This is a genomic window from Pseudomonas sp. P4795 (assembly GCF_048822895.1).
In the GTDB taxonomy this organism is placed as follows: Bacteria; Pseudomonadota; Gammaproteobacteria; order Pseudomonadales; family Pseudomonadaceae; genus Aquipseudomonas.
Genome location: NZ_JBMFBT010000008.1, coordinates 226,193 through 252,205, shown reverse-complemented (window position 1 = coordinate 252,205; position 26,013 = coordinate 226,193). Strand labels below are relative to the sequence as shown.

Genomic DNA, 26,013 nt, shown 5'->3' with positions numbered 1-26,013 from the left:
TTGAGTGTCTGATTTTATGGCTGTGCGCCCCTGCCCCTGCATCAAAGGACTTTATAGATCTCGGAAATCACCTGCATCGTTGCGTCTTCGATCGTTCCTTCGTTGCGGCACAATATCCAGCCATGATCCGCAATCGCTTGCTCGAACGCTGCGGTGCTCGCGACCTGTTCTTCCAGCTTGTGCATCACGGTACTGCTCAGTCCACGCCGTCGTTCCGCTGCCCTTGCCCAGGAAATCTCAGGGGCGGTGACAACCCCGACATGCAGGTCTGGCACGCGCACGTTGCGATCGATGTTCAACTGCAGAGTTTCTGCAAACGGCACTATCCGGCGAAACGCGGCATCGGAGGGATACCAGCGATCGATCAGGATGATGCTGTCTGCTGGCTGCCTGGTCAGCACGTGCTCGGACATCCAGGCACGGCTATCTGCAAAGCGCTCACACACCCTCAATTCCAGATCCCGGGTTGGATGTCTGACGAATTGGTTAACGAGGGCCATCGTTTCCCCTCTGAAGGGATCGCTTTTTTTCTCGCAAAGCCGGATGACCTTTTTGTTCTCGGCCCTCAGTGCTTTGGTAACAGCCTCCAACAGCGTGGTTTTACCCGTGCCCTTGGGTCCATCCAGAGAAACAAACAGCTGACGATTCATGATTCAGGCATCAACAGAAATTGATCAACACTTTAACTTGATTTCTGGCTGGCGGGTTTCAGCGTCGAAGGCCACGACCGCTTACGAATATCGGCAATGGACATCACTCAGCACATCCGCTCAATCGTCGAACCATAATGTCTCCGACTATCAGCGCACTCCCCCACTGCTGGTCACGTCCTCATGAAGGTTTTTTCGCATTCACGCATCGCGCTGGCGCTGTTGGTTTCGGGGTTGACCCAAGCGGCGTCGGCCAGCGGCTTTCTCGACGATGCGCAAACCGCAATCCTCAGCCGCAACTTCTACCTGAACAACGACTACCGCTCGCCCTCGCCTACAGGCAAAAACTATAAACAGGAGTGGGCTCAGGGGTTTATCGGCAGTTTCGCATCCGGTTTCACCGAAGGAACTGTTGGATTCGGGGTGGACGCTCACGCCTTTTACGGATTGAAACTGGATGGCGGCAAAGGCCATTCCGGCACGGGACTGCTACCGCTAGACAGCGACGGGCGCAGCGAAAGTGAGTACTCCAGCGCCGGTGGCGCGCTCAAGATCAAGGCCTCGCGCACTACCCTCGCCTTCGGCGAAATGACCGTCGAAACGCCGGTATTCGACACCTCCGACAAACGCCTGCAACCCGAATACGCTACGGGTTTACTGCTCACCAGCCATGAAATCGACAATCTGAACCTGGTCGCGGGTCATTTCACTGCATTCAAAAATCAGGACAGTTCATCCGGTAAAGGCGATTTCTACGGCTATGGCGCCAATACCGAGGCCGGCGGCATCAGTTTCGTCGGCGCCGATCTGTTCAGCGACAGCCCGCTCGGCGGTGCGCTGTACGCCTCGGATCTGAGCGATACCTGGCACCAGTATTACGCCAACCTGCACTTCAAGCAGTCCGGCGTGCTGCTCGACGCCAACGTCTATCACACCCGCGATACCGGGCAGGCGCTGGCCGGCGCCATCGACAACACCGCGTTCAGTCTGTCCGGCAAATACACTTTTGGCGCGCAGGCCGTGCTGCTCGGCTGGCAGCGCATCGATGGCAACACGCCGTTCGATTTCGTTGGCGGCGACTCGATCTACCTCGCCAACTCGATCAAATACGCCGACTTCAACGGCGCCAACGAACGTTCCTGGCAGGCCCGTTACGATCTCGACTTCGGCGCATTGGGCATTCCCGGCCTGAAATTCATGACCCGCTACGTTTCCGGCAGCCACATCGATGGCACCCGCGCACCCAAGGGCGGCGCCTACAACCCGTTCGATGCCGACAGCGGTGACTACCAACCGCAGCAAGGCAACGGCGGCCGGCATTGGGAGCGCGATACTGATCTGCACTATGTTGTGCAGTCGGGGCCGGCGAAGGATCTGTCGGTGCAGCTGTCGCATGTTTCGCACCGTGCGAACAGTGCTCAGGCCGGCGATGACATTGATCGGGTGTATGTGGTGATTCAGTACCCGCTGGGGTTCTGAGTCAGAACAACTCGTCCAGCTGTTCGAATAACTCGCGCTTGACGGTGGATTGGCGGAAGGCAGCCGGAGTCGAACCTGCCCGGGAACGGATGCCGTCCCCAACCGGGTTTGAAGCCCGGCCGCGCCACCGGGCGCGATTGCCTTCCTTGAACTCAGTTGACCACGGCCGTTGCCAGCGCGCTGTCCAGGCGAATCTGCCGACGATCACCGATGCGCCGGGTCAGCCCCAGACGATCAAAGTATTCAAGAATCTGAATACTGCGCTTGCGCCCCAAGCCTAGCGCATCGCGGAACGCTGTGACCTGGATCTGCGGATTTTCTTCAGCCAGGCGCAGCAGCACCGCCGCCATTTGCCGCAGCGTGATATCGCTGAAGAAAAGATCGCGCACCACTTGATGCGTCAGGCCGAGCCGCGCCAGTTTGCGCAGGAGCAGACGCACAGTGGCGTCGTCCTGGCCTACGGCATGGGCCACATCGCGCACCCACGGCGGATCGAAACCGGCGTCTTCGAACAACGGTTGCAGTAGTTGCCAGAGGTTTTCGTCGTCGGCATTCAAGCGTACTTGATGATCGGGCAAGTGCAGCCACGGGCCGCTCGCACTGATCGAACCGGCAACCAGCAATTCGTCGAGCAGACTGATAAAAGTCGCGCGTTCCAGGTTCAAGCCGCTGAAACGCCGCAGGCGATCACGATCCGGCCCCATCTGATCGGGTTCCTGCTCATGCAGGCGCGCCAGTTGCTCCAGTAGCGTGAACTTGAGAATGCCCCAGCGCTGCGCATTGAACAGCGCCGGGCCTTGGCGGGTTTCGATCTGTCGCACGTTTTCTGGCAGTGTCCAACCGTCACGCGGACGATTGAATTGGCGCGCCAGCCGTTGCGGATCGAGGCCGCCGGGACTGTGTTCGAGCAAGCTCGGCAAGGCTTGTTCGAGATCAGCGGTGATCGCCAGCACTTTCAGCTGCGCTAGGCGTTCGGGGCTGCGGCGCTGGCGGGCCGGGGCGAATGGATCGAGGACCATGCCCCCGCCGAGGGTGCGTTGTGCGCTGTGGTCACGCAGGATCAGCCGGTCGCCCATCACTGCGTGGACCGGCGCGTTCGTCAGCAATTGCGCGAACATGCGCTCGCCGGGATTCAGGCGTGATCCTTCAAGCAACACCACGCGCGCGATCACGTCTTGTGTGCCGAGGTGCAGATGCACCGGTTGGAAGTGTTCGAAGTTGCGCGGCTCTTCAGGCAATAACTGGAACTCTATATCCAGCCTTTGGGTCGCCGCATGCAGCCATTCGGCGAGCAACCACTGGCCGCGATGAATGTGCATGAGTTCGAGACGCTCGGCGCTGATATTCAGTGCCACGCGTTGTCCGGCGACAGCCTGTTCGGCCGCTTGATTTTGCGCATGCAGCCCGCGCACCCGCACGGCTTTGCCTCCCGGCGCGAGCATGAGTTTTTCGCCCACGTTAACCGAGCCGGATAACGCCGTCCCCGTCACCACGATTCCCGCGCCGGCCGCACTGAACGCCCGGTCGATGGCCAAACGAAATCCGCCCGTCACACTTCGCGCAGCAGCTTCGTTCTGCGCCTGAAGCAAGGCCTCGCGTAACGCATCAACGCCCTCGCCCGTCATGCTCGAAACCGCGATCAGCGGCGCGTCGGCAAACGGTCCGGCAGCCAACAGATCCAGCACCTGGCGCTGCACCTCCTCCACCCTGCCCGCCTCGACCCGATCACACTTGGTAATCGCCACCAGTGCCCGCGGAATCCCGAGCAATTGCACAATCGCCAGATGCTCGCGCGTCTGCGGCATTACGCCGTCATCCGCCGCGACCACCAGCAACACCAGATCAATGCCCTGCGCGCCTGCGAGCATGTTGTGAGTGAGTTTTTCATGCCCCGGCACGTCGATAAATCCGCTCAGCCCCGCACCCGGCGCCAGCTCGGCGTAGAGATAACCGAGGTCGATGGTCATCCCGCGTTCGCGTTCTTGCGGGCGACGGTCGCCGGACTGCCCGGTCAGCGCTTGCAGCAGCGAGGTCTTGCCGTGGTCGATGTGCCCAGCCGTACCGACGATCACGTCTGTAGCTGCCCGAGTTGCGCGAGCCACGCCGGCTCATCATCGAGCTGACGCAGATCGAGCCACAACGCGTCATCGTCGATGCGCCCGAGCACCGGAATCGGCAATGCGCGCAACGCCGCTTCAAGATTCAACAGCCAGCGCCCGCGCAAGCGTTTCGACACATGCGGGCGCAAACACAGCGCCGCGCTCGGCAGCCGCGCCACCGGTTGGCTGCCGCTGCCGATCATGCCCAGTGCCGGGATTGCGCTGACATTCCACGATTCCCCTAACGCCTGCGCCATTGGCGGTTGCAGGCGCCGGGCTTGCTCGAGAATGTCCGCTTGCGCTCGGGTCAACAGGCGCAGACTCGGCAAGCGCTCGGCCAATCGATCCGGATCGCGATACAGCCCGAGCACCGTTTCCAGCGCGGCCAAGGTCAGCTTGTCGACCCGCAGCGCGCGTTTCAGCGGGTTTTTCTTGATCTTCGCGATCAGCTCTTTGCGCCCGACGATCACCCCGGCCTGCGGCCCGCCGAGCAATTTGTCGCCACTGAAAGTGACGATGTCTGCCCCGTCGTGCAATGCCTGACGCACCGTCGGTTCCGCCGGCAAACCCCAACGGGTCAAATCCAGCAGGCTGCCGCTGCCGAGGTCTTCAAGCAGCGGCAAACCGTGACTGTGCGCCAACTCGGCCAGTTCCGCGGTCGGCACCCGCGCAGTGAAACCTTCGATGCTGTAGTTGCTCGCATGCACGCGCATGATCAAACCGCTGCGCGAATTGATCGCCGCTGCATAGTCGCGCGCGTGGGTGCGATTGGTGGTGCCGACCTCATGCAAACGCACGCCGGCGCGGGCCATGATGTCGGGGATGCGGAATGCGCCGCCGATCTCGATCAACTCACCCCGGGAAATGATGCCTTCCTTGCGCGCGCCGAGGCTGTTCAGCGTGAGCAGCACGGCGGCGGCGTTGTTATTGACCACGGTCACGGCTTCGGCGCCGGTCAGTTCGCGGATCAAACCTTCGATCAGATCATCGCGGTCGCCGCGTTTACCGCTGGCCAGATCGAACTCGAGATTCAGCGGATAACGCGCGGCGATCTGCACCGCTTCGATGGCTTCCTCAGGCAACAAGGCGCGGCCGAGATTGGTGTGCAACACCGTGCCAGTCAGGTTGAACACCCGGCGCACGTTACTGCGCGTTTGCATCGCCAGGCGTTCGCCAACGCGTCCGGCCAGGACTTCGGGGCTGATTTCAATCGCCGTCAATTGACCTTGCTGCACGTCGGATCGAAGTTCATTGAGCAACTGACGCAAACACCCAAGCAACGCCTCGCGCCCATAACGCTCGGCCAGCGGCTGACACGCCGCGTGGCGCAATAAACTGTCGATGGAAGGTAAACGCGGCGCAACACTCACAGACATCAGGCACTCCCGAACATAACCGTCGTGGCACCAGACTCGCTGGCGCCCTGGCGCAGCTTCGCTTCGAAGATCTGCCTGATGATGTTAGTGGACGGCGGCGGCCTCTGCTTTGCTGCCTCGGCGATCGTCCTGCGTTAGAGCGCACCATCGTGTCGCGACCTCTCACTCAGGCTCCCTGCTCGATAAACGCGCTGGACCTAATGTCAGGTTGGGTTAACGAATATCAAAGGCGGTTTCATATTTCGGAATGATCTGAAGGACTGTCATTTCTGACAGTTGTTCGACGCGGTGATGCGACTCAGGATTGTCATCTGTGGCCGGTGGACATCGGCACGGGACAAAACGAACGAATAAAGGAGAGACATACATGAAAGTGGATATGGATATGGTAGTGGTAGTGGTGCCCCCAGCCAAATTTAAGCGGGCGCAAGTGGATGAGAAATTGAAACGAGTAGGATTATCCTCTCGTAATTGGAGGAGTTATGGCGGTCATTACGCAGATGTTGTGAAGACTACTGACGAATGCCGTAAAGAATGCGAGGCGATTATAGAGGCAAGTATTGCAGCGCTGAGTCGTGAAGGCGTTATTCGCGTCGATGAAAAGCCATCGGAGCAGCAGATCGCTGATATCAGATCTAAATCTAAAAACGATATCTTGATCACCTTTGACACGTCCGGGGCGTCTATCGAGGAAGTCGCACAGCGCCTGCTTCGGTATGAAGGTTTCAAGGAAATTCAGCGTCCCCACCGTATTGATCTGTACGAAGAATGAATATCCCCTGAAGGTAAGCTCCTCAATCACACACCGCACACTCGGAGAAAGGCTTCCGTTAGGCAAACTAACCACGCCAATCTCCGAATGCAACTTCGGTTGGTCGACATAACGCGCGGTCATTTGCACCGCTTCGATTGGCTTCCTCAGGCAACAGAAGTTAGCGGATGCCGACCACCCGTGCTTTGCGCACGGCGACATACGATTGACTCAGGTCCGTGGCCCAGCCATCGAGCACGCTTTTGACGTTGTCCGGCGTCATCACTTGTTTGTCGTTTTCCAGTGGCACGCCCAGGCCCGCACGCACTACCTCTGCAACGACCTCCCCGGTCGCACCGTCATGGAATGACACTTCGGTGGCTATTTCACTGTCCCGATCACGAATGCCGGTGGCTGTGCTTACGCCCGCCGCGACCAGCGTGACCGGCAGCCATTCATAAAAGCGCAGCCCTTGAGTGCTGGCCGCAACCTGGGTAATCGCCGGTCGCACAATCAGCGTGTACGGCCCGGGTTTCGACACCAGTGGCACCACTTTGCCCAGCGCCTGCTTGAGCGTGGCATCGTAGTAACAGGTCACGCCGGATAACGTGCTTTGTGGGATCCGCTCTGTAGGCTCAGCCCTCGGATAAAACTGGCTCGGTGCCAGGTAAACACTGGTGTAATGGCCGTTCGCCAATGCCGGACTGACCCAACTCAACACCTTCTGCCCCGAGGGCGTCTGTCCTTCCTTGAGTACGCTGTAATTGGACAGAAATCCCGTATGCGGCTCGACGGGGACTTTTTTACTGCTGCATGCCGACACGAGCGTGGCGGCGAACAACAGCGCCAGTGAGCGATGGCTACTCATCAATGTGTTTCCTTCTTGTGCGGGGTATTGTCGGAACACTCGATGCGCAACTGGCCGTGCGCCATGATCCAGTGGATGAATTCAACCGTCGAAATCGAGTGGATGTATTCCACCCATTGCGCGCCCTCCGCGCTGAAGCGCTCGAAGTAGCGACGCATGACCAGTTGGCTCTGATCGCTGGTCAGCCCGAGGCCGATCTCCTGGAAAAACATCGGCGTGTCGTGGCCCGGCGCGGTGGTGCGCTGGGTCAGAATCAGCGGACGCATGGCGCCGTGGGCGTTGGTGCCAAAGCCGCTATTCATGTACTTCATGTGAGCCTCCCTTGGATGGAATGCCCGCAGATTGCCCGAGGTTTTTTGCCCGGCGATGTCGCGTTGATGTCCGCACGGAAGGAATGTTGCAGGATTGAAATAAATGACCGGGGCGGCGAAATGCTTTTAGATGCGTTCTTTTCGGTTCCTGGATCGCGCCAACGTGAGCAGACTGCTGATCGTCGATGACGACGTGGAAATTCTCTCCCTGCTGAAGAAGTTCTTCGTGCAGCACGCCTATGAGGTCGACGTGGCCGCGCATGGCGAGGCGATGTGGGCGGCGATTGCGCAGGCCCGGCCGGACACGATCATTCTCGACCTGATGCTGCCCGGTGAAGGTGGTCTGAGCCTGTGCCAGAAGATTCGGGCGCAGATGGGCATCCCGATCATCATGCTCACGGCCATGGCCGAGTTGAGTGACCGGATTGTCGGTCTGGAGCTGGGGGCGGACGACTATTTGACCAAACCCTTCGCCCCGCAGGAGTTGCTGGCGCGCGTGCGTGCCTTGCAGCGCCGGGCCGCTGATCAGGCGCCTCGCAGTACCCAACCCTCACGGCCAATCATTGCTTTCGCCGGTTGGCATCTGGATATTACCTGCCGCGAACTGCGCTCGCCCGAAGACGTGATGATCCCTGTGTCGGCCGGCGAATTCGATCTGTTGCTGGTGTTTCTCGAGCACCCGCAACGCATCCTCACCCGCGAACAACTGATCGACCTGACGCACGGCCAGGGCCACGAGGCGTTTGATCGCAGCATCGATGTGCAGGTCAGTCGCTTGCGGCGCAAGATCGAACCCGACAGCAAACGCCCGGACTTGATCCGCACCGTGCGCAATGGAGGCTATATGTTTACCGCCAAGGTCAGCCGCTCGTGATCTTCCGCCTGTTGCGCCACGACAGCCTGCGGCGGCGGATCGCCTTGACGATTGTCGCGGCCATGCTCGCCTCGCTGATGCTCAACGCCATGTTCGTGCAGGTCGCAGGCATCTGGGCGCGTCCGCCCATCGAGCGCAGCGGCCTGCTGGAGCAGATCGCCGCCACCACCCGGGTCATCGAAGCGGCGCCCGCTGAGTTGCGCACGCAGTTGGCCAGTGCAGCCAGCAGCCCGACGCTGGTTGTGTTGTGGAAAGCCCATCGAGCGGATTTCAATCTGCCCGGCGCCGGCGCCCCGGTTGAAGCAGGCAAAGTACCGGCGTTGCGGCAGTTGCTCGGCGATAAGCGGCAGATCGACGCGTTCAACCCCGACGACTGGCCGCAAGGCAACCCGCAGGCGCACTACGTTGCGCTGGTGCGGCTGGCCGATGACAGCTGGTTATCGTTCACCCCGCCGCAACGCAGCTGGGGCCTGAGCTTTAACCTGCGGATTGCCGTGATCATCGGCCTCGGGCTGGTCGCCACGTTGCTGGTGGCCTGGATTGCCACGCGGCAACTGGCCAACCCGTTGCAGCGTTTTGCGCACGCCGCACGCCGGTTTGGCGGCGATATCAAGGCACCGCCGATCCACATCGAAGGCCCGCACGAGATCCGTCAGGCAATCATCGCCTTCAATACGATGCAGGCGCAGATCCAGCATTTCATCGCCGAGCGCACGCACATGCTCGCCTCCATCTCCCACGATTTGCGCGCGCCGTTGACGCGCATGCGCCTGCGCAGCGAGTTCATGGAAGACCTCGATTACCAGCGCAAGATGATTCGCGACATCGAAGAGATGCAATCGATGATCAACGCTGCACTCGCTTTTTTTCGCGAAGACACGCACCTCGAGCCATGCACCGCGTTCGATCTGTCGGAACTGCTGCAAACCATCATCGACGACTACCGCGACCAGAATATCGCCATCGACTTCAGCGGCCCGCCACATCTGGTGTACTACGGCCGGCCGCTGGGCATCAAACGGGTGATCGTCAACCTGCTGGAAAACGCCGTGAAATACGGGACGCAACCACGCACGGTTCTCAGTCGTGACGGCCATTCGATCTGCATTGAAGTCAGCGACGCCGGGCCGGGGATTCCCGAGGAGTTTTTGCAGCGAGTGTTCGATCCGTTCTTTCGCCTGGAGACCTCGCGCAATCGTGACACTGGGGGTGTCGGACTCGGTCTGTCGGCTGCCCGCGCGATTGTGCGCGAACAGGGTGGCGAGCTGACGTTGCGTAATCGCTCGAGCGCGGGGTTAGTGGCGCGAGTGGAGTTGCCCGGCGAGGATTGAGGTCATCTCGGCAGCGACAGACGCGTAATCGGGTTCGAGATTGAACAGGGGTTTCAAATGCCGTATTGATCTAAAAGACTGGTATTTCTGACAGTAGCCGAGACGTGTTGCAGGGATCACGATCGACATGTGCGGGGTGATTGTCGTTGTGGCAGCCCCGGCGTAGCGAAAGCAAGGAATGCCGCGCGCATGAGTGGGCGCAGGCGCTTATTACCATTTTGAGGAGCTATCTCATGGCATTCGTTTTCATCTTCCCCAAAGGAACGCAGGCGGAGCTGACAGCCCGTTTAAAGGTGGCCTGCTTCGACGTGCCCACACTTCGCGACTACGGGGAAGGCTTATTCACGACAATCCCCGGCCAGGAGCAGCGAAAACTTGAAATGTGGGTAATACGTCCAGACAAGCAAAATACTCCAAAGTCAGGTGTCTGGATCTTTCGAGGCAGTTTTCTGGATGCAGAGGCTGTATTCTCCTCCCCAGAAGTGATGCAAGCTCTGCAGCGCGGCCAGATTGTGCTCGGTGAAATCAAAGATGATGAGTTGGATGCGTGGGTACCAAAGGCGAAACGTTACGCCCCCCCCGCCCCAATAGGGTACTGAGACGTTATCGGGTTCGCCGGATAGCCTCCCTCCACCGTTGCCCCTACCCGATACCAGGGGCAACGCCCCCCTCCATCTCGACAACAATCGCCTCAATCACACACCGCGCACTAGGCGAAAGGCTTCTGTTCGGCAAACTAACCACGCCAATCTCCGAGTGCAGCTGCGGCTTATCGACAATCCGCAGTTCGACCAACCTGCCCGCCTCTACATCCTCAAGTACCGCACCATGAATCACGCCAAGCATCGTATCGGTGCGCATCGCCACGGACTTCAACAACGCCACATCGTCGCACTCGACCATGATCGGCAGCGCTTCGGTCTTTACCACGGCCGGCAGGCGTGTGGTCGCGACGCCGTAGCTCGGCAACTCACTCATCGTCACTTCGCGCCCGGCCAGCGGATGCTGCGGTCGCACGAAGAATCCCGCCGAGACCTGGCCCAATTGTCGAATCAGCAAATCCTTATCAGCCGAGAAGTTGCGGATATCGGCGACGAAGAATTCGATCGCCTCGGTGCGCAGTCGCGCTTCGAGAATCTGCCAGTTGTTCACCTCTACCCGCAACGAAACCTGCGGATGCTGCAGACGTAATTGCGGCAGCACTTGGTGCATCAACATCGCCGCCGGAAACGGTCCTACGCCGAAGGCGATGCTGCCCAATTGGCTGTCGCCATACAGCGCCATGTCGCGCTCAAGCGAGCGTGCATCGAACAGCAAGTGTCGCGCACGCTGAATCAGAAACTCCCCCGCCGGCGTCGGTCGCACGTCTCCGCTGTCGCGATCAAACAGGCGCTGGCCGGTCTGGTTTTCCAGCGCCTGAATGCTGCGGCTCAAGGCCGGCTGGCTGAGATGCACGCGCTCGGCAGCGCGGCCGAAATGGCGTTCTTCGGCGAGGGCTAACAGATGATTGAGACGTTTCAGATCCATGGCGTCGATGCTAGCCACGCATTGTCTGGATGTAAACAATGCATTGGCCACATCACACCTGCCGTCCTACGCTGGGCCGCACTCGACCACAGAGACCAACAATAATGAGATCGACCCGCCCTGCCCTCATCGCATTGACGCTGCTTGCACTCGGCGGCTGCGACAACCACAAAGTCAGCGTGGCCAATGGCGATGCCACACCCGCGACCGCAGCAGTGATCGAAGCTTCGGTCAAAGGCCTGGACCTGACCGATACCAAGGATTTCGACGACGCCAAACGTGGTTTCATCGCCCGCCCGACCGGGAAAATCCTCGGCTCGGACGGCAGCGTCCTGATCGATTTCGATGCGTTCACCTTCGTCGCCGGCAAGGCCCCGCCCACGGTCAATCCAAGCCTGTGGCGCCATGCGATGCTCAATGCGCAGATCGGCCTGTTCAAAGTCACTGACGGTATTTATCAACTGCGCGGTTTCGACATCGCCAACATGACCCTGATCGAAGGCCAGACCGGCTGGATCGTGGTCGATCCGCTGACCTCCAGGGAAACCGCCGCCGCTGCGCTGGCCTTCGCTCGCGAGCAACTCGGCGACAAACCGGTGACCGCGATCATCTTCACCCATGACCATGCCGACCATTTCGGCGGTGTGCTCGGCGTCACCTCGGTTGAAGACGCGGCGCAACGCAAGCTGCCAATCGTCGCCCCGGCCGGCTTCATGGAAGAAGCCACCAGCGAAAACGTGCTGGCCGGCCCGGCGATGTCGCGCCGTTCGATGTACCAGTTCGGCAAAAACCTCGTGCCGGGTGCTAAAGGCATGGTCGATACCGGGCTGGGCAAAACCGTCGCTTACGGCAGCATCGGCATTCTTGCGCCGACGCAGATCATCGATCAGCCGACTCAGGAGCTGGTGCTCGACGGCGTGAGCATGATTTTCCACAACATGCCCGGTGCCGAAGCGCCGGCGGAGCTGACCTTTTCCGTACCCGCGCGCAAGGCCTATGGCGGCGCGGAGATTCTCGCGCAGACCATGCACAACTTGCTGCCGATCCGTGGCGCCAAGGTGCGCGACGCGCTGCTCTGGTCGAATTACACGCAAACCGCGCTGGATCAACTGGGCGACACCGAAGTGTATTTCGGCCAACACAACTGGCCAATCTGGGGCAATGAGCGCATTCGTGAATTCATCACTAAACACCGCGACGTCTACAAATACATGCACGACCAGACTGTGCGCCTGATGAACTCCGGCTACACGCCCAACGAGATCGCCGAGCAGATCCAGTTGCCCGACTCGCTGGCCTCGTACTTCGGCACCCGTGGTTATTACGGCGACCTGCGGCACAACGTCAAAGCGATCTATCAGCTGTACCTCGGCGCCTACGATGGCAACCCGGCGAACCTCAATCCCCTGGCACCGAAAGACGCCGCCAAGCGCTACGTTGCATTGATGGGCGGCACGGCCAAGGTGGTTCAGGCAGCCCAAGTGGCCTACGACAACGGCGATTACCGCTGGGTCGCTGAATTGCTCAATCAAGCGGTGCTGGACGCGCCCGACGACAAATCCGCCAAGGAATTGCTGGCGCGTGCCTACGAGCAAATGGGCTATCAGGCGGAATCGGCGACCTGGCGCAACAGCTACCTGACGGCCGCCGATGAGTTACGCAACGGCCCGCCCAGCCAAGGCGTGCGCCGTTCGGATCTGCTCGAATTGATGAAACAAACGCCGACCGAGCGCTTCCTCGAAGCCATGGCCGCCAGTCTCGACGGGCCAGCGGCTGCGGGTAAAAACCTGACGTTGAACCTGGTGCTGACCGACACCCACGAATCCTTCGTGCTGTGGATCGAGAACGCCGTGCTGCACTACCGCCAAGCCGCGCCGGTGGCGGATGCCAATGCGACGCTGACGGTGACCAAGAATCTGTTCGTGCAACTGCTCGGTGGCAGCGCCGGGCTGAAAGAGGCGCTGACATCCGACGAGTTGCGGGTGGACGGCAGCAAAATCGATCTGGTGCGCTTTCTCGGTTTGCTGGAAAAAGCGCCGGGGAATTTCTCGATCGTTACCTCGCAACGCTGATCAACCTGTGGCACCCGGATTCATTCATCTCCGGGTGCCAGCAACAGATTCGGCGCCAGTCGCTGATAACCGTCCTGCGACAGGCGCATGTCCAGCAACAGGCTACTCAGATCCGCCGACAGCGCTTCCGCTTCGGCGTCATTTTCCAGATACAGCAATTTCAGATAGCTGTTGCAACCGGGACACAACTCCGCGCGCAACGGCGCGTGATTGGCCGCGTGGCGATCGTCCTCAAGGCTCAGGTAATTCAGGCCTTTGCTCTGCTCGCAATACACACACTTGACCCGCACCACATGCCATTCGCAGGCGCACAGCGAACACACCAGATAGCGCAAACCGTTATGTTTGCCGCGATGGCGAATTACCCCGGCCATTGCCGGTGATCCGCAGGCCGGGCATTGGCTGAGGCTGTCGCCGGGGGTCAGTTGCAGGTTGGGTACGCTGAGCAGCCAATGGCTCCAGGCGACTTGCAGCGCCGCGCCGAGAAACGGCACCAGTGCCGCCGGCAGCAGTGAATATTGACCGCTGACCAGCGCCACGGCCCAGGCACGCAGTTGTCCGACGCTGGCCACGCGCAAACTGGTCAGCGCGTCAATCACCGCTGGTTGCTGCGGCGCGACGTAGCGTTGCAGCAAGGCGTCGAGGTAAAGCTGCCAACCGTCTTCGCGGATCAAGGTGTCGGCAGCGAACGGCGGCATGCCGTGTTGTCGGCACACTTCGAGGCGTTGTTCGTCGACAGGTTCTGTGGCCGGTGGATCATCGAAGATCTGCTGTTGCACGCGGCATAACCCGGCAATCAGCAGCAGATAATCGGCCAGCGGATGACCCTGCGCCAATTGCTCCAGCCGCTGCGCACGCAAGGTGAACAGATTGCGCGGGGGCAGATACAGAAACGGCGGCGAAGTGGCTGCCGCTTCGATTTCTCCAGGCTCAAGAATGGTTGGCATGTCAGCCCTTTTTCGGGTCTTTATCAATCGGCTCGCGAGTCACTTCGCGATACCACAGTGCATGGTGCTTCCTCGCCCAGGCGCGACTGACCCAGCCATGCAACATCGCGTCAATCGAACCCTTGATCCAGATCCCGGCGTATATGTGCACGATGATGCTCAACACCAGCACAAACCCCGCCAGCGCATGCAGCAACATCGCCCAGCGGATCGTGGCGATGCCAAAGTACTCGCTGAAATACGCGCGCCAGATCACCAGCCCGCTGAACAGCAAACCCAGCATGCACAGCAGTAAAGTCCAGAACAGCAGCTTCTGCCCGGCGTTGTACTTGCCCACCGGTGGCACGCTTTGTTCGTCGTTGACCATGACCCGATTGATGCGGCGCAACCAGGTACGGTCGTTGGCGATGAAAAAATTCGCGCGCCAGAACTGCAGCACCAATCCGAGAAACAGCACAAACATCGCCACGCCCATGAACGGATGCAGTATCCGCGTCCACGGCCCGCCGCCGAACAGGTTGCTCAGCCAGAACAACGAAGGATGAAACAACGCCAGCCCCGACAGCCCGGCCATGAAAAACAGGATCGCCACCAGCCAGTGATTGGTGCGCTGGTTGGCGGTGTAACGCAGGATCGTCTTGTTGCTCATGGCCGGTCTTCCCCGCGTGGGTCGAAGGTGTGCACCGCCGGGTCGACGACATGCACCGAGGTGTCGGGCGGCGTCGGATGCTCATCTTCCTCGACGCGGTTCGGCCCGATGCGCACGTAATGGAAGAACCCGGCCAGCACCGCCGCGCCCATCGCCAGCAGGGCGAGCGGTTTGCTGATGCCTTTCCACAGGCCCACCAGCGGACTGATCGCCGGGTCGTTGGGCAGCGCGGCGTAGATTGACGGCGTGTCGGCGTGGTGCAGAACGTACATCACATGCGTGCCGCCGACGCCTGCCGGGTCATACAGGCCGGCATTCTCGAAGCCACGGCTTTTCAGATCGACAATGCGTTCGGCGGCGTGGGTTTTCATGTCTTCTTTAGTGCCGAACACGATGGCTCCGGTCGGGCAGGTTTTCACGCAGGCCGGCTCCAGCCCCACCGCGACCCGGTCCGAACACAAGGTGCATTTATAGGCTTTGTGATCCTTCTGCGAAATGCGCGGAATGTTGAACGGGCAACCGGTGATGCAATAGCCGCAGCCGATGCAGTGATCCTGATCGAAATCGACGATGCCGTTGGCGTGCTTGATGATTGCGCCGGGACTCGGGCACGCCGCCAGACAACCGGGTTCGGCGCAATGCATGCAGCCGTCCTTGCGGATCAGCCATTCGAGGTTGCCGGCGTCGGTTTCGTGCTCGGTGAAGCGCATCAAGGTCCAGGTTTCGGCGCTCAAATCCTGCGGGTTGTCGTAGGTGCCGTGGTTGTGGCCGATCTCGTCGCGCAGCTCGTTCCATTCCGAGCACGCGACCTGACAGGCCTTGCAGCCGATGCATTTGGTGGTGTCGATCAGCTTGGCGACTTCCTCCAGATTGCGCACCGAGGGTGCTGGTGTGGTGGTGGCCGAGCGGGCAATGATGTCTTGGCTGGCCATCTAAAGATTCTCCATTAGAGCTTCTCCACGTTAACCAGGAATGACTTGGATTCCGGGGTCTGCGAGTTGCCATCGCCGAGGAACGGCACCAGGGTGTTGGTCAGATAACCGTGGCGTGTCAGGCCGGTGAAACCCCAGTGCAGCGGAATGCCGATCTGGTGCACCACTTGATTGTTGACCTGCAGCGGCCGAATCCTTTTGGTCACCACGGCCACCGCTTCGATGAAGCCGCGCTTGCTGCTGACCCTTACCCGGTCGCCGGCAACGATGCCTTTCTCCTTGGCCAGCACTTCGCCGATCTCGACGAATTGCTCGGGCTGGGCAATCGCGTTCAACTCGCAGTGCTTGCTCCAGAAGTGGAAATGCTCGGTCAGGCGATAACTGGTGGCCGCGTATGGGTAATCCTTGGCCACGCCGAGGCTGTCCCACACCGAATCGAAGATGCGTGCCGCCGGGTTGCTGGTGGCGTTCTTGTTGTTCGGGTGCAACGGGTTGATGCCGATCGGCGTCTCGAACGGCTCGTAATGCTCGGGGAATGGCCCTTCGTTCATCTTGTCGACGGCGAAGAATCGCGCCACGCCTTCGGGGTTCATGATGAACGGGTTCATCCCGGCTTCCGGCGGTACGTCGGCCTTGTAGTCCGGCACATCGGTGCCGCCCCAGGACTTGCCGTTCCACCACACCAGACGTTTTTTCGGGTCCCACGGTTTGCCGGCGACATCGGCCGAAGCGCGGTTGTAGAGAATCCGTCGATTGGCCGGCCACGCCCACGCCCAGCCTTGATGCTGATGCATGCCGTACGGGTCGTTATTGTCACGCCGGGCCATCTGATTACCGGCCTCGGTCCAGCTGCCGCAGAAAATCCAGCAACCGGACGCGGTGCTGCCGTCATCCTTGAGCTGCGAGAACGCCGCGAGTTGTGCATTGCCCTTGATCGCCGCGCCGGTGGCATCGGTGAAATCGGTGGTGGCGTAGCCGTTGATCTCCTTGGCGATTTCTTCCGGCGACGGTTCGTTCTGAAGTTTGTACGGCCACGCCAGTTTCAGAATCGGCTCGGGATAAGCGCCGCCCTTGGCCTGATAACGCTCGCGCAGGCGCAGGAACAGTTCGGTCATGATGCGCACGTCGGTGCGCGCCTCGCCGGGGCCGTCGGCGCCTTTCCAGTGCCATTGCAGCCAGCGACTGCTGTTGACCAGCGAGCCGTCCTCTTCGGCGAAACAGGTAGTCGGCAGGCGAATCACTTCGGTCTGAATATCGGCGCTGTTGACGTCGTTGTACGGTCCGACGTTTTCCCAGAACTGCGAGGTTTCGGTGGCCAGCGGATCCATCACCACCAGCCATTTGAGCTTGGCCAGCGCCGCCATCACGCGGTTTTTGTCCGGCAACGCGGCAATCGGGTTGAAGCCCTGGCAGATGTAGCCGTTGACCTTGCCCTGCCCCATCAAGTCGAAGACTTTGAGGATGTCGTAGTTGGGAATGTCGAGTTTCGGTAAGTAGTTGTAGCCCCACTGGTTTTCCGCCGTGGCGTTGGCGCCGTACCAGGCTTTCATCAGGCTGACGTGGAACTTGCTGTAGTTCTGCCAATAGGACAACTGTCCCGGCCGCAGCGGCATTTGCGTGCGTTTATTGATGAACGCGGCGAAGTCCTGCTCGCTATCCTGCGGCAAGGTCAGATAACCCGGAAGCGCGTTGGACAGCAGGCCGAGGTCGGTCAGGCCCTGAATGTTCGAGTGCCCGCGCAACGCATTGACACCGCCGCCGGGCATGCCGACATTACCCAGCAGAAGTTGCACCATCGCCGCACTGCGGATGATCTGCGAACCGATCGAATGCTGAGTCCAGCCCAGCGCATAGAGAATGGTCATGGTCTTGCCCGGTGTCGAGCAAGTGGCGATTTCCTCCCAGATTTTCTGCATCGCGTCGACCGGCATGCCGCAGATCTGGCTCGCCAGCTCGATGTTGTAGCGGCTGTAATGCTGCTTCATCAATTGATAGACGCACCGCGGGTCTTGCAGCGTCGGGTCGACTGTGACGAAGCCGTCCTCGCCCAGTTCATAGCCCCAGGTGGATTTGTCGACGTAGGTCCGTTTGGCCGCGTCGTAACCGGTGAACAGTCCGTCCTCGAAGCCGAATCCGGGTCTGACCAAAAACGAAACGTCGGTGTAGTTGCGCACGTATTCGTGCTGGATCTTGTCCTCGGTCAGCAGGTAATTGATCAGCCCGCCCATGAACGCGATGTCGCTGCCGGTGCGGATCGGCGCGTAGTAGTCGGCCACGGATGCGGTGCGGGTGAATCTGGGGTCGACCACGATCAGCCGCGCGGCGTTGTGCGCCTTGGCCTCGGTCACCCATTTGAAGCCGCACGGATGCGCTTCTGCTGCGTTGCCGCCCATCACCAGGATCAGATTCGCGTTGGCGATATCGGTCCAGGTATTGGTCATGGCACCACGGCCGTACGTCGGGGCAAGACTTGCCACCGTCGGGCCGTGTCAGACGCGCGCCTGGTTATCGAACGCCAGCATGCCGAGGCTGCGCACCACTTTGTGGGTGATGTAACCCGCCTCGTTGGACGCCGCCGAGGCCGCGAGGAACCCGGTGGTGACCCAGCGATTGACCGTTTGGCCTTTTTCGTTCTGCTCGATGAAGTTGGCGTCGCGGTCGGCCTTCATCAGGTCGGCCACGCGATCCAGCGCTTCATCCCAGCCGATTCGCGTCCACTCAGTACTGCCGGGCTTGCGCACTTGCGGGTACTGCAAGCGGCCGGGGCTGTGAATGAAGTCGAGCAGGCCCGCGCCTTTCGGGCACAGGGTGCCGCGATTGACCGGGTGATCGGAATCGCCTTCGATATGAATGATGTTTTGCGCAACGTTCTTCGCGGCATCGCCCTGGCTGTACATGATCAAGCCGCAACCGACCGAGCAATACGGGCAGGTGTTGCGGGTTTCACGGGTGTGGGCAAGCTTGAAGTGGCGCACCTGCTCGGCGAAGGCCGGCGTCGGGGCCATGCCCAACGCGCCCAAGCTCGAGCCTGCAAGGCCGATACCGGCGACCTTGAAGAACTGACGACGGCTGAGATCCATCGTGCACTCCTGATCAGGTGGAACCCGGTACTTGGCCGGGTTTGTTTTGAACACTTCTTAACCTTAGCCAACGCCCCGTTGGTCTGTATGAATACCGACCGTCGGCCACCACAAAGTCACAATCCAACACAAATCCCCTGTAGGAGCTGTCGAGTAAAACGAGGCTGCGATCTTTTGATCTGGTTTTTCGAAGCCAAAGTCAAAAGATCGCAGCCTTCGGCAGCTCCTACAGGGGTTCCGGGCTTATCATGGCGGCCACTAATGACTTGCCTCTCCGAGACCGCGCATGACTTTCGATTTTGATCAGGTATTCGACCGCCACGACACCGGCAGCACCAAGTGGAGCCGCTATTCGGCTGACGTGCTGCCAATGTGGGTCGCTGACATGGATTTCGCCGCGCCGCCAGTGGTCATCGAGGCGCTGCAAAAGCGCCTGCTGCATCCGCTGGTGGGTTACAGCGTGCCGCAGCAGAATCTGCGCGAGGCCATCGTCGCCGATCTGTGGGCCAAGTTTGCCTGGCGCGTGCAGCCGCAGGAATTGGTGTTCCTGCCCGGCGTCGAAGCAGGTTTCAACATGGCGCTTAAAGCCTTGGTGCAACCGCAACAGAACGTCGTGGTACAGACCCCGAACTACCCGCCACTGCGCCACGCGCCGGGGAACTGGGGGATGAACAAGGTTGAGCTGGAATTTGACGCGCAGGCTGACGGCACCTACGCCACGCCGCTGAATGCATTGCGTGAATCACTGACTGGCGGCGGCGCGCTGTTGCTGAGCAATCCGCACAACCCCATCGGCAAGGTGTTTGATCGTGCAGAGCTGCAAGCCGTGGCGGACATCTGCATGGCGCAGGACGCGTGGATCATCTCCGACGAAATCCACGCCGAGCTGTGTTACGACGGTCGTGTGCATGTTCCGACCGCGTCACTGAGTCCTGAGATCGCCCGGCGCACGATTACGCTGATGTCGGCGAGCAAGGCTTACAACATTGCCGGCCTCAAGACCTCGTTCATGATTATTCAGGACGCTGCCGTACGTGAGCGGGTCAACCACGCGCGTTGCGGCATGGTCGACAGTGTCAATCCGTTGGGCATGGAAGCTACCCGCGTGGCCTACAGCGAAGGTGGCCCGTGGCTGCAAGCGCTCAAGCAGTATCTGCAAGCCAACCGTGATTATCTGGTCGACGCGGTGCGCAGTCGCCTGCCGGGCGTGACCGTCAATGTGCCGCAGGGCACTTATCTGGCGTGGCTCGACTGCTCGGCGCTGGGGCTGGACGATCCGCAGAAGTTTTTCCTCGAACAGGCGCGAGTCGGCCTCAGCCCGGGTCTGGATTTCGGCGATCACGGCCAGCAATTCGTGCGCCTGAACTTCGGCTGCCCGCGCGCGCTGCTCGAAGAAGGCATTGCGCGGATGGAGCGCAGCCTCAAATAAACCACTTACCCTGTGGAAGCGGGCCTGCCCGCGATGACGTAATTCCAGTCGATATAGATGTTGGCTGACCTGACGCTATCGCGGGCAAGCCCGCTCCCACATTGAATGTGTCGCACATCCAATCGAACTCACGGCAAACGTAGCGGGTCAACCGCCCATACCTGTCATGAGGCTGTGCCATGAGTTTCATCATTTGGGTCGCTGTGCTCGGCGCAGTGCTGCTGACCCTGGCGCTGACCTCCTCGTATCTGCGCTGGATGCCGGTCACCACTTCGGCGGTGTGTTTGCTGTTGGGCGTGGGTATCGGCCCCAGTGGTCTGGATCTGCTGAAACTGTCGCTGGACGACGCCTCTCTGTGGATGGAGCACCTGACCGAAGTCGCGGTGCTGTTTTCGCTGTTTGTCTGCGGACTCAAGCTGCGTTTGCCACTGCGCGACAAGCGCTGGCGGATTGCGTTCGGGCTGGCCGGGCCGGTGATGGTGTTGACCATCATCGGCGTGTGCCTGTTGCTGCATTTCGGCTTGCGTCTGGATTGGGGGCCGTCGGTGTTGATCGGCGCGATGCTGGCCCCGACCGATCCGGTGCTGGCGGCGCTGGTATCGGTCAACGATGCGCGAGACGAGGACAGCGTTCGCTTCGGTCTGTCCGGCGAGGCGGGTCTGAATGACGGCATCGCCTTCCCGTTTGTAATTCTGGGTCTGCTGCTGTTGCACAGCGATGGCATGGCCGGCGAGTGGACCGACTGGGTTTTGCGCAGTGTGCTGTGGGCAGTGCCGGCCGGACTGCTCACCGGTTACTGGATGGGCCGCGGTATTGGACGCCTGACTCTGTCGCTGCGAATTCACAACGACGACAGCACGCTCAGCCCGAATGACTATCTGGCGCTGGCATTGATCGCTCTGGCTTACGTGGTCGCCGAGGCCATTGGCGGTTACGGCTTTCTGTCGGTGTTTGCTGCGGGATTGGGTCTGCGCCAGGAGGAAGTCAAATCCACGGGTGTCGGCCAACTGCCCGCCGAGCATCTGGTGCAGCCGGTGGTCGGTCATCAGAACGTCGAGCCGCAGCACGCGGTGCATGGCAATACCGAGCAACTGGAAGACAGCCAGGTCGCTGCGGGCATCATGATGAGCGACATGCTCGCGTTTGGCAGTCTGGTCGAGCGCGCAATGGAAGTGTTTCTGGTGACGTTACTCGGCGTGGTGCTGCTGGCGCATTGGGACTGGCGAGCGCTGCTGGTCGGCGGCGTGCTGTTCTGCGTGATTCGTCCGCTATGTGTCGCGGTGATGCCGTGGGGAACGTTGCTGGCGGGACGGCAACGCTTGTTGATTGGCTGGTTCGGTATTCGCGGGATCGGCAGTCTGTTCTATCTGTTCTATGCCTTGAATCATGGGCTGAGCGACTCGCTGGCCACGTTATGCACCGACCTGACCTTGTCAGTGGTGGCACTGCCATTTTGCTGCATGGCATCAGCACCCAGCCGATTCTTGCCCGCTACGAGCAGCGTAAAATCAGAAAAGCCGATTCTTTGCGCTGAATCCTCGGCGCTTAACCATCGAATTTTCTTCTGCAAAAAAATGGATCCCGCCGCGTTTGACGCCGGTCACAGCTATAACTCCTCGCCAAACATGTTCGGCGAAGTCCGGCAGGTTCGGTTCCCCTGCGGCATCCAGCCCGATCCAAGGAATCCCGAAGAAGAAGGTCACGGTCATGAAAGAATGCTCGACTCCCGCACAGATCAAGGCTTGCAGAACCCTCGCCCTCGAGCGTAACCAGCAATTGTTCGAAGAAGCGCAGACGCTGAATCGACAGGCCCACGAGCTGCTGGAAGGACATGATCTGGATTTCAGGAAGTTTGATCACTATCAGGCGTTGCGCCGTAAGGCTGACATGAAGTTTGAGGATGCCATCGAGCATTTGTGCGTACTTAACGCAGACTTCCCGCCTGTGCCGATGTCGACCCAGAACTCGCAAGGCTTGCGCCGCGAGCTTGAATCGCACGTTTGATCCGTGCAACAAAAAGCCCGGCCAAAATTGGCCGGGCTTTTTGTTGCGCGTCTTTCAGCTGCCGGGATTGGTCACCTGAATATAGAAAGAGTAAGTCCCGAGCAGCACCCAGAACGTGGCGAAGATCCACGGCGTACGCACCGAGAACAGCAGTGATTTGCGATAGCCCTTGTGGCTCGACTCCATTTCGGCGAACAGCGGCGATTCGTCGTACGCCAGCCCCATCAACGGTTCGGCGCGCAGCAATTCGCTTTGTTTGTAATGCCAGTGATCAATGATGTCGTACGCCGCACGAATGCCCGGCCAGGCGTTGAGTGAACTGAGCAGGCCGAGCAACGCGAGAAACGGCGGCACGACGATGGTGAACAACTTGCCCCATTCCGGATTGAGATTGGCCATGCATGACGCGAAGGCAATCACCAGAAATGATTGCGCGGCCAGATAGGCGTCGGTGCGGTTAGCCAGAATGGTGGTTTCGTACTGAATTTCCCGGCGGTAGAAATCCAGGCGTTCCTTGGGCGAGCCGAACATCTTGGCGTCGTGTTCGGTCAGGGTTTCTTCAGCGGTGGGTTCGGTCAGGATGCGAGGCACGGGAGACACGCTCAAAGGGACAAAGCGTTTCGATGTCTGCGGTCGCGCACAAGTTCAGCCGGATCGGGCTGGGGTCATTTCATCGATTGGGCGATGATTTGCACCAGATTGAGTTGATTGAACGGTTTCGGCAAACGTGGCAAGCCCGCCGCGAAGCCTTCCAGGCGTTCGGCGTAACCGGTAGCGAGGATGATCGGCAGATCCGGTTTGAGCAGACGCACGGCATGCGCCAGTTGCGCTCCGGTCATCTGCGGCATGGCCATGTCGGTGATGATCAGGTCGATGGGTTCGCCTCGACCAATCAATGCCAGCGCCTCGGCACCGGATTCGGCATTCAGCACGCGATGGCCCAGATCTTCCAGCAACAGGCTGGTACTGGTCAGCACCAGACTGTCGTCGTCCACCACCAATACGCTCAAGCGCGGCACCTCAGCCGTCGCGACATTCTGCCTCAACAGCTTGACGGTTACGTCATGGCCGGCGACCGGCAGCCACAGTTCGGCCGTGGTGCCCTGCCCCGTGGCGCTTTTGAGGATGAAACGCCCACCGAGTTGCTCGATAAACCCGTGCACCATCGACAAGCCGAGCCCGGTGCCTTTGCCGAGGCCTTTGGTGGTGAAAAACGGATCGGTGGCTGACGCCAGGGTCGTTTCGTCCATGCCTTCGCCGTTATCGCTCACGCTCAGACAGACATAACGCCCAGCTGCCATTGTCGAATGAATGTTTTCCGGCACGACTTCGGGTTGTGCGCGGATCACCACGCTCCCGCCATCGGGCATCGCATCCCGGGCGTTGGTCGCCAGATTGAGCACCGCCAGTTCCAGCTGGTTGGTGTCGGCCAGCACCGGTTCGAGATCGGCGGGGAAATGGCTGTCGATCTTGATCCCCGGCCCCAATGAGCTTTGCAGCAGGCCGCTGATGCCTTGCACCAGTTTGGGGATGTCGACCGCTTCGGTCTTGAGTTCCTGACGACGGGCAAATGCCAGCATGCGTTGGGTCAGCGACACGCCGCGCAGCGCACCTTGAGTGGCGTTTTCCAGCAGGCGATTGATTTTCGGGTCTTCGCCAACGCGTTTACGCACGATCTCCAGATTGCCGAGGATCACCGTCAGTAAATTATTGAAGTCGTGGGCGATGCCGCCACTGAGTTGACCGATGGCTTGCATCTTCTGCGCCTGGAACAACGCTTCGCGGGTGCGCTCCAGATCGAGCTGGGTCTGATGGGCTTCGGTGACGTCGCGGGTGATCTTGGCGAAACCGAGCAAGGTGCCGGTGTCGCCGCGAATCGCATCGACCACTACGTGCGCCATGAACCGGGTGCCATCCTTGCGCATGCGCCAGGTCTTGTTCTCGAAGCGCCCTTCGCGCACCGCGGTTTCCAGCGCACGTTGCGGCTCGCCCAGTTCGCGGTCTTCGGGGGTGTAGAACATCGAAAAATGCTCGCCGATGACTTCCTGCGGGGCGTAACCCTTGATCCGCTGTGCGCCGGGGTTCCAGTTGGTTACCAAACCTTCCGGGCTGAGCATGTAGATCGCATAGTCGGTGACGCCCTGCACCAGCAAACGGAACTGCTGTTCACTGCGCTTGAGGGTTTCTTCGGCCATCTTGCGGTCGGTCAGGTCGCGGGTGATCTTGGCAAACCCCAGCAACTCTCCGCTCGGGCTGAATATCGGGTCGATCACCACATGGCACCAGAAGTGCGTGCCGTCCTTGCGCACCCGCCAGCCCTCGCCTTCGAACCGCCCTTCATGGATGGCCGTGTCGAGCGCACGCTGCGGCAAACCGGCGTCGCGGTCTTCATCGGTATAAAAGCGTGAAAAGTGCTCACCGAGAATCTCGGCTTCTTCATAACCCTTGAAGCGTTTGGCGCCGGAGTTCCAGCTGGTGATGACGCCGGTGGGGTCAATCATGTAGATCGCATAATCGACCACGGCATCAATCAACAGACGGAAGCGCATTTCCTCAATCGCGGTATTTTTCTTGTTGTTCTCGCTCATTGGGCTCACCGCACGTAGTCATTGGCAGAAGTATGCGTCAATCCGACGGATTGGGGAGGCGCAAAAGCACACTGGTTTACGCTATGGGCGACTGTTCAGCGCTGGACGTATTTGACGATGCGCGAATACAGCGCGTTGAACAGATAATCTGGCACCTGCGCTGCGTAATGCGTGGCTTTGTGCAGTGCCAGATGGCTTTCCTTGATCAGCTCGTTGCGTTCGGCTTCGCTGCTGACCGACTTGCCGACGATGCGCTCATAGGCGCCGTAGCTGTAGGCGGTGGAGGTTGAGGTGATCGTCAGTTGGTTCTCTGCATCGAGGGCATAAGCGCTGTGTGCCCGTAGTGCTCGATCTTGCATGGCTCCGAATCCGCGTTCGTACAGAAACACCTGGGAGCCGCTGACTTTTTTGCTCGCTGCCTCCAGCGCGTACAGCACTGCATGGGCGGTGTCGAAACTGGATTTCAGCGTCGCGGGCCGGAGAAAACGTTCCAGCTCGCCTTTCTCCAGACTTTTGAAGCCGCGCTGCACGCCTGAAATAAACGCAAACGGCAGGTTGCAGGCGACGACATGGACCTCCATTTGATAGCCAGCATCCGCTGCGTAATCAGGTAATGCCGCGAAGTCGATACTGTCGTAAGCGCACTCGATAATGATGTTGAGTTTTTGCGCGAAGGCTTGCTTGAAGATTTCCCCGCACAGGTCGCGAATGAAGGCATCGGTGTGTTCATAGGCATGCAGAACCCCTTGCTTGATCATCTCTGCGTATTGCGGGTGCTGTTTGCGATATTCCGGCAGGTACAACCGCACGTAATTCGTGTAGCGACCAGACGGCAGCAGTTGTTTTTCCAGGAGGTAGGTTTTGCCGGAGCTTTGTACGCCAGCAGTCACTAACATTTTCGGCGTGGTTTCGGCCGTGATGCCGGCAAACAGCGTGGCGCTGATCGTATCGAATGCGGCGCTTAGCTGTTGCGGCGTGTAGCTGTAGGTTGCGGGGGTGGACATGGGTGATTTCCTTATCAAATGTCGGTATGTGCCGAGGGCCGG

General features: G+C 60.1%; 22 protein-coding genes, 1 tRNA gene and 1 pseudogene. 9 read left to right on the top strand and 15 right to left on the bottom strand.

Annotated features, from left to right (window positions below):
- Nucleotides 1–41 precede the first annotated feature (41 nt).
- The gene (locus tag ACOI8A_RS22610; protein WP_420650707.1) at nt 42–650 is read right to left on the bottom strand and encodes a dTMP kinase; all 609 of its coding nucleotides are present in this window, start codon (nt 648–650) and stop codon (nt 42–44) included.
- Nucleotides 651–833: 183 nt separating this feature from the next.
- Between ACOI8A_RS22610 and ACOI8A_RS22605 the strand changes: the two genes are divergently transcribed.
- The gene (locus ACOI8A_RS22605) at nt 834–2,129 is read left to right on the top strand and encodes an OprD family porin (protein ID WP_420650708.1); all 1,296 of its coding nucleotides are present in this window, start codon (nt 834–836) and stop codon (nt 2,127–2,129) included.
- A 50-nt stretch (nt 2,130–2,179) separates the two neighbouring features.
- Here ACOI8A_RS22605 and ACOI8A_RS22600 read toward each other — a convergent pair.
- From ACOI8A_RS22600 to selA, 3 genes are all read right to left on the bottom strand, one after another.
- Nucleotides 2,180–2,275 (bottom strand) — tRNA-Sec (locus ACOI8A_RS22600).
- Between the two features lie 6 nt (nt 2,276–2,281).
- The gene (gene selB, locus ACOI8A_RS22595) at nt 2,282–4,201 is read right to left on the bottom strand and encodes a selenocysteine-specific translation elongation factor (RefSeq protein ID WP_420650756.1); all 1,920 of its coding nucleotides are present in this window, start codon (nt 4,199–4,201) and stop codon (nt 2,282–2,284) included.
- Nucleotides 4,198–5,604, bottom strand: a complete 1,407-nt coding sequence (gene selA, locus ACOI8A_RS22590) for an L-seryl-tRNA(Sec) selenium transferase (RefSeq protein ID WP_420650709.1) — start codon at nt 5,602–5,604, stop codon at nt 4,198–4,200. The genes selB and selA overlap by 4 nt, the downstream gene beginning before the upstream one ends.
- A 367-nt stretch (nt 5,605–5,971) precedes the next feature.
- Between selA and ACOI8A_RS22585 the strand changes: the two genes are divergently transcribed.
- Entirely contained in the window at nt 5,972–6,376 is a 405-nt protein-coding gene (locus tag ACOI8A_RS22585; RefSeq protein WP_420650710.1) for a hypothetical protein, read from the top strand.
- A 160-nt stretch (nt 6,377–6,536) separates the two neighbouring features.
- Here ACOI8A_RS22585 and ACOI8A_RS22580 read toward each other — a convergent pair whose 3' ends face one another.
- Both ACOI8A_RS22580 and ACOI8A_RS22575 read right to left on the bottom strand, forming a co-directional pair.
- A complete protein-coding gene (locus ACOI8A_RS22580; RefSeq protein ID WP_420650711.1) occupies nt 6,537–7,223 on the bottom strand; it encodes a DUF3313 domain-containing protein in 687 nt (228 codons plus the stop codon).
- Nucleotides 7,223–7,534, bottom strand: coding sequence for a hypothetical protein (locus tag ACOI8A_RS22575; protein WP_420650712.1), 312 nt, complete (start codon nt 7,532–7,534; stop codon nt 7,223–7,225). Before ACOI8A_RS22575 ends, ACOI8A_RS22580 begins: the two co-directional genes overlap by 1 nt.
- Before the next feature lie 130 nt (nt 7,535–7,664).
- Between ACOI8A_RS22575 and ACOI8A_RS22570 the strand changes: the two genes are divergently transcribed.
- The 3 genes from ACOI8A_RS22570 (at nt 7,665) to ACOI8A_RS22560 (ending at nt 10,338) form a co-directional block, all read left to right on the top strand.
- A complete protein-coding gene (locus tag ACOI8A_RS22570; RefSeq protein ID WP_420650713.1) occupies nt 7,665–8,408 on the top strand; it encodes a response regulator in 744 nt (247 codons plus the stop codon).
- Nucleotides 8,405–9,739 carry an ATP-binding protein gene (locus ACOI8A_RS22565; RefSeq protein WP_420650714.1) on the top strand — a complete coding sequence of 445 codons (1,335 nt, stop codon included), beginning with the start codon at nt 8,405–8,407 and terminating at the stop codon, nt 9,737–9,739. Before ACOI8A_RS22570 ends, ACOI8A_RS22565 begins: the two co-directional genes overlap by 4 nt.
- 233 nt (nt 9,740–9,972) lie before the next feature.
- Entirely contained in the window at nt 9,973–10,338 is a 366-nt protein-coding gene (locus ACOI8A_RS22560) for a hypothetical protein (protein WP_420650715.1), read from the top strand.
- A gap of 43 nt (nt 10,339–10,381) precedes the next feature.
- Here the strand turns inward: ACOI8A_RS22560 and ACOI8A_RS22555 are convergent, their stop codons facing one another.
- Nucleotides 10,382–11,266 (bottom strand): LysR family transcriptional regulator, encoded by an 885-nt coding sequence (locus ACOI8A_RS22555; RefSeq protein ID WP_420650716.1) that lies wholly within the window; start codon nt 11,264–11,266, stop codon nt 10,382–10,384.
- 104 nt (nt 11,267–11,370) lie between these two features.
- Between ACOI8A_RS22555 and ACOI8A_RS22550 the strand changes: the two genes are divergently transcribed.
- The gene (locus ACOI8A_RS22550; protein ID WP_420650717.1) at nt 11,371–13,338 is read left to right on the top strand and encodes an alkyl/aryl-sulfatase; all 1,968 of its coding nucleotides are present in this window, start codon (nt 11,371–11,373) and stop codon (nt 13,336–13,338) included.
- A 20-nt stretch (nt 13,339–13,358) separates the two neighbouring features.
- Here the strand turns inward: ACOI8A_RS22550 and fdhE are convergent, their stop codons facing one another.
- The 4 genes from fdhE to fdnG are packed head-to-tail and all read right to left on the bottom strand — an operon-like array spanning nt 13,359 to nt 18,946.
- Nucleotides 13,359–14,285, bottom strand: a complete 927-nt coding sequence (gene fdhE / locus ACOI8A_RS22545; protein WP_420650718.1) for a formate dehydrogenase accessory protein FdhE — start codon at nt 14,283–14,285, stop codon at nt 13,359–13,361.
- Nucleotide 14,286: 1 nt separating this feature from the next.
- Nucleotides 14,287–14,934, bottom strand: coding sequence for a formate dehydrogenase subunit gamma (locus ACOI8A_RS22540; protein ID WP_420650719.1), 648 nt, complete (start codon nt 14,932–14,934; stop codon nt 14,287–14,289).
- Nucleotides 14,931–15,866: a formate dehydrogenase subunit beta gene (fdxH, locus tag ACOI8A_RS22535; RefSeq protein ID WP_420650720.1), complete on the bottom strand. Its 936-nt coding sequence runs from the start codon at nt 15,864–15,866 to the stop codon at nt 14,931–14,933. Before fdxH ends, ACOI8A_RS22540 begins: the two co-directional genes overlap by 4 nt.
- 14 nt (nt 15,867–15,880) lie before the next feature.
- A complete protein-coding gene (fdnG, locus tag ACOI8A_RS22530) occupies nt 15,881–18,946 on the bottom strand; it encodes a formate dehydrogenase-N subunit alpha (RefSeq protein WP_420650721.1) in 3,066 nt (1,021 codons plus the stop codon).
- 286 nt (nt 18,947–19,232) lie between these two features.
- On the opposite strand from fdnG, the gene ACOI8A_RS22525 reads away from it, so the two are divergent.
- Together ACOI8A_RS22525 and ACOI8A_RS22520 are read left to right on the top strand one after the other, a co-directional pair.
- Nucleotides 19,233–20,375 (top strand): MalY/PatB family protein, encoded by a 1,143-nt coding sequence (locus tag ACOI8A_RS22525; RefSeq protein WP_420650722.1) that lies wholly within the window; start codon nt 19,233–19,235, stop codon nt 20,373–20,375.
- Between the two features lie 179 nt (nt 20,376–20,554).
- Nucleotides 20,555–21,909: pseudogene (locus ACOI8A_RS22520) on the top strand (cation:proton antiporter).
- Here the strand turns inward: ACOI8A_RS22520 and ACOI8A_RS22515 are convergent.
- Nucleotides 21,884–22,084 carry a hypothetical protein gene (locus ACOI8A_RS22515; protein WP_420650724.1) on the bottom strand — a complete coding sequence of 67 codons (201 nt, stop codon included), beginning with the start codon at nt 22,082–22,084 and terminating at the stop codon, nt 21,884–21,886. The pseudogene ACOI8A_RS22520 and the gene ACOI8A_RS22515 sit on opposite strands and share 26 nt — an antisense overlap.
- Between ACOI8A_RS22515 and ACOI8A_RS22510 the strand changes: the two genes are divergently transcribed.
- On the top strand, nt 22,083–22,379 hold the full coding sequence (locus ACOI8A_RS22510) for a hypothetical protein (RefSeq protein ID WP_420650725.1): 297 nt from the start codon (nt 22,083–22,085) through the stop codon (nt 22,377–22,379). The genes ACOI8A_RS22515 and ACOI8A_RS22510 overlap by 2 nt on opposite strands.
- Nucleotides 22,380–22,433: 54 nt before the next feature.
- On the opposite strand, the gene ACOI8A_RS22505 is transcribed toward ACOI8A_RS22510, so the two are convergent.
- The 3 genes from ACOI8A_RS22505 to ACOI8A_RS22495 all read right to left on the bottom strand — a co-directional run bounded on the left by ACOI8A_RS22505 (nt 22,434) and on the right by ACOI8A_RS22495 (nt 25,971).
- Nucleotides 22,434–22,970, bottom strand: a complete 537-nt coding sequence (locus ACOI8A_RS22505) for a hypothetical protein (protein ID WP_420650726.1) — start codon at nt 22,968–22,970, stop codon at nt 22,434–22,436.
- 74 nt (nt 22,971–23,044) lie between these two features.
- Nucleotides 23,045–24,967, bottom strand: coding sequence for a PAS domain S-box protein (locus ACOI8A_RS22500; RefSeq protein WP_420650727.1), 1,923 nt, complete (start codon nt 24,965–24,967; stop codon nt 23,045–23,047).
- Nucleotides 24,968–25,062: 95 nt separating this feature from the next.
- Entirely contained in the window at nt 25,063–25,971 is a 909-nt protein-coding gene (locus tag ACOI8A_RS22495) for a zeta toxin family protein (RefSeq protein ID WP_420650728.1), read from the bottom strand.
- Nucleotides 25,972–26,013: the final 42 nt, after the last annotated feature.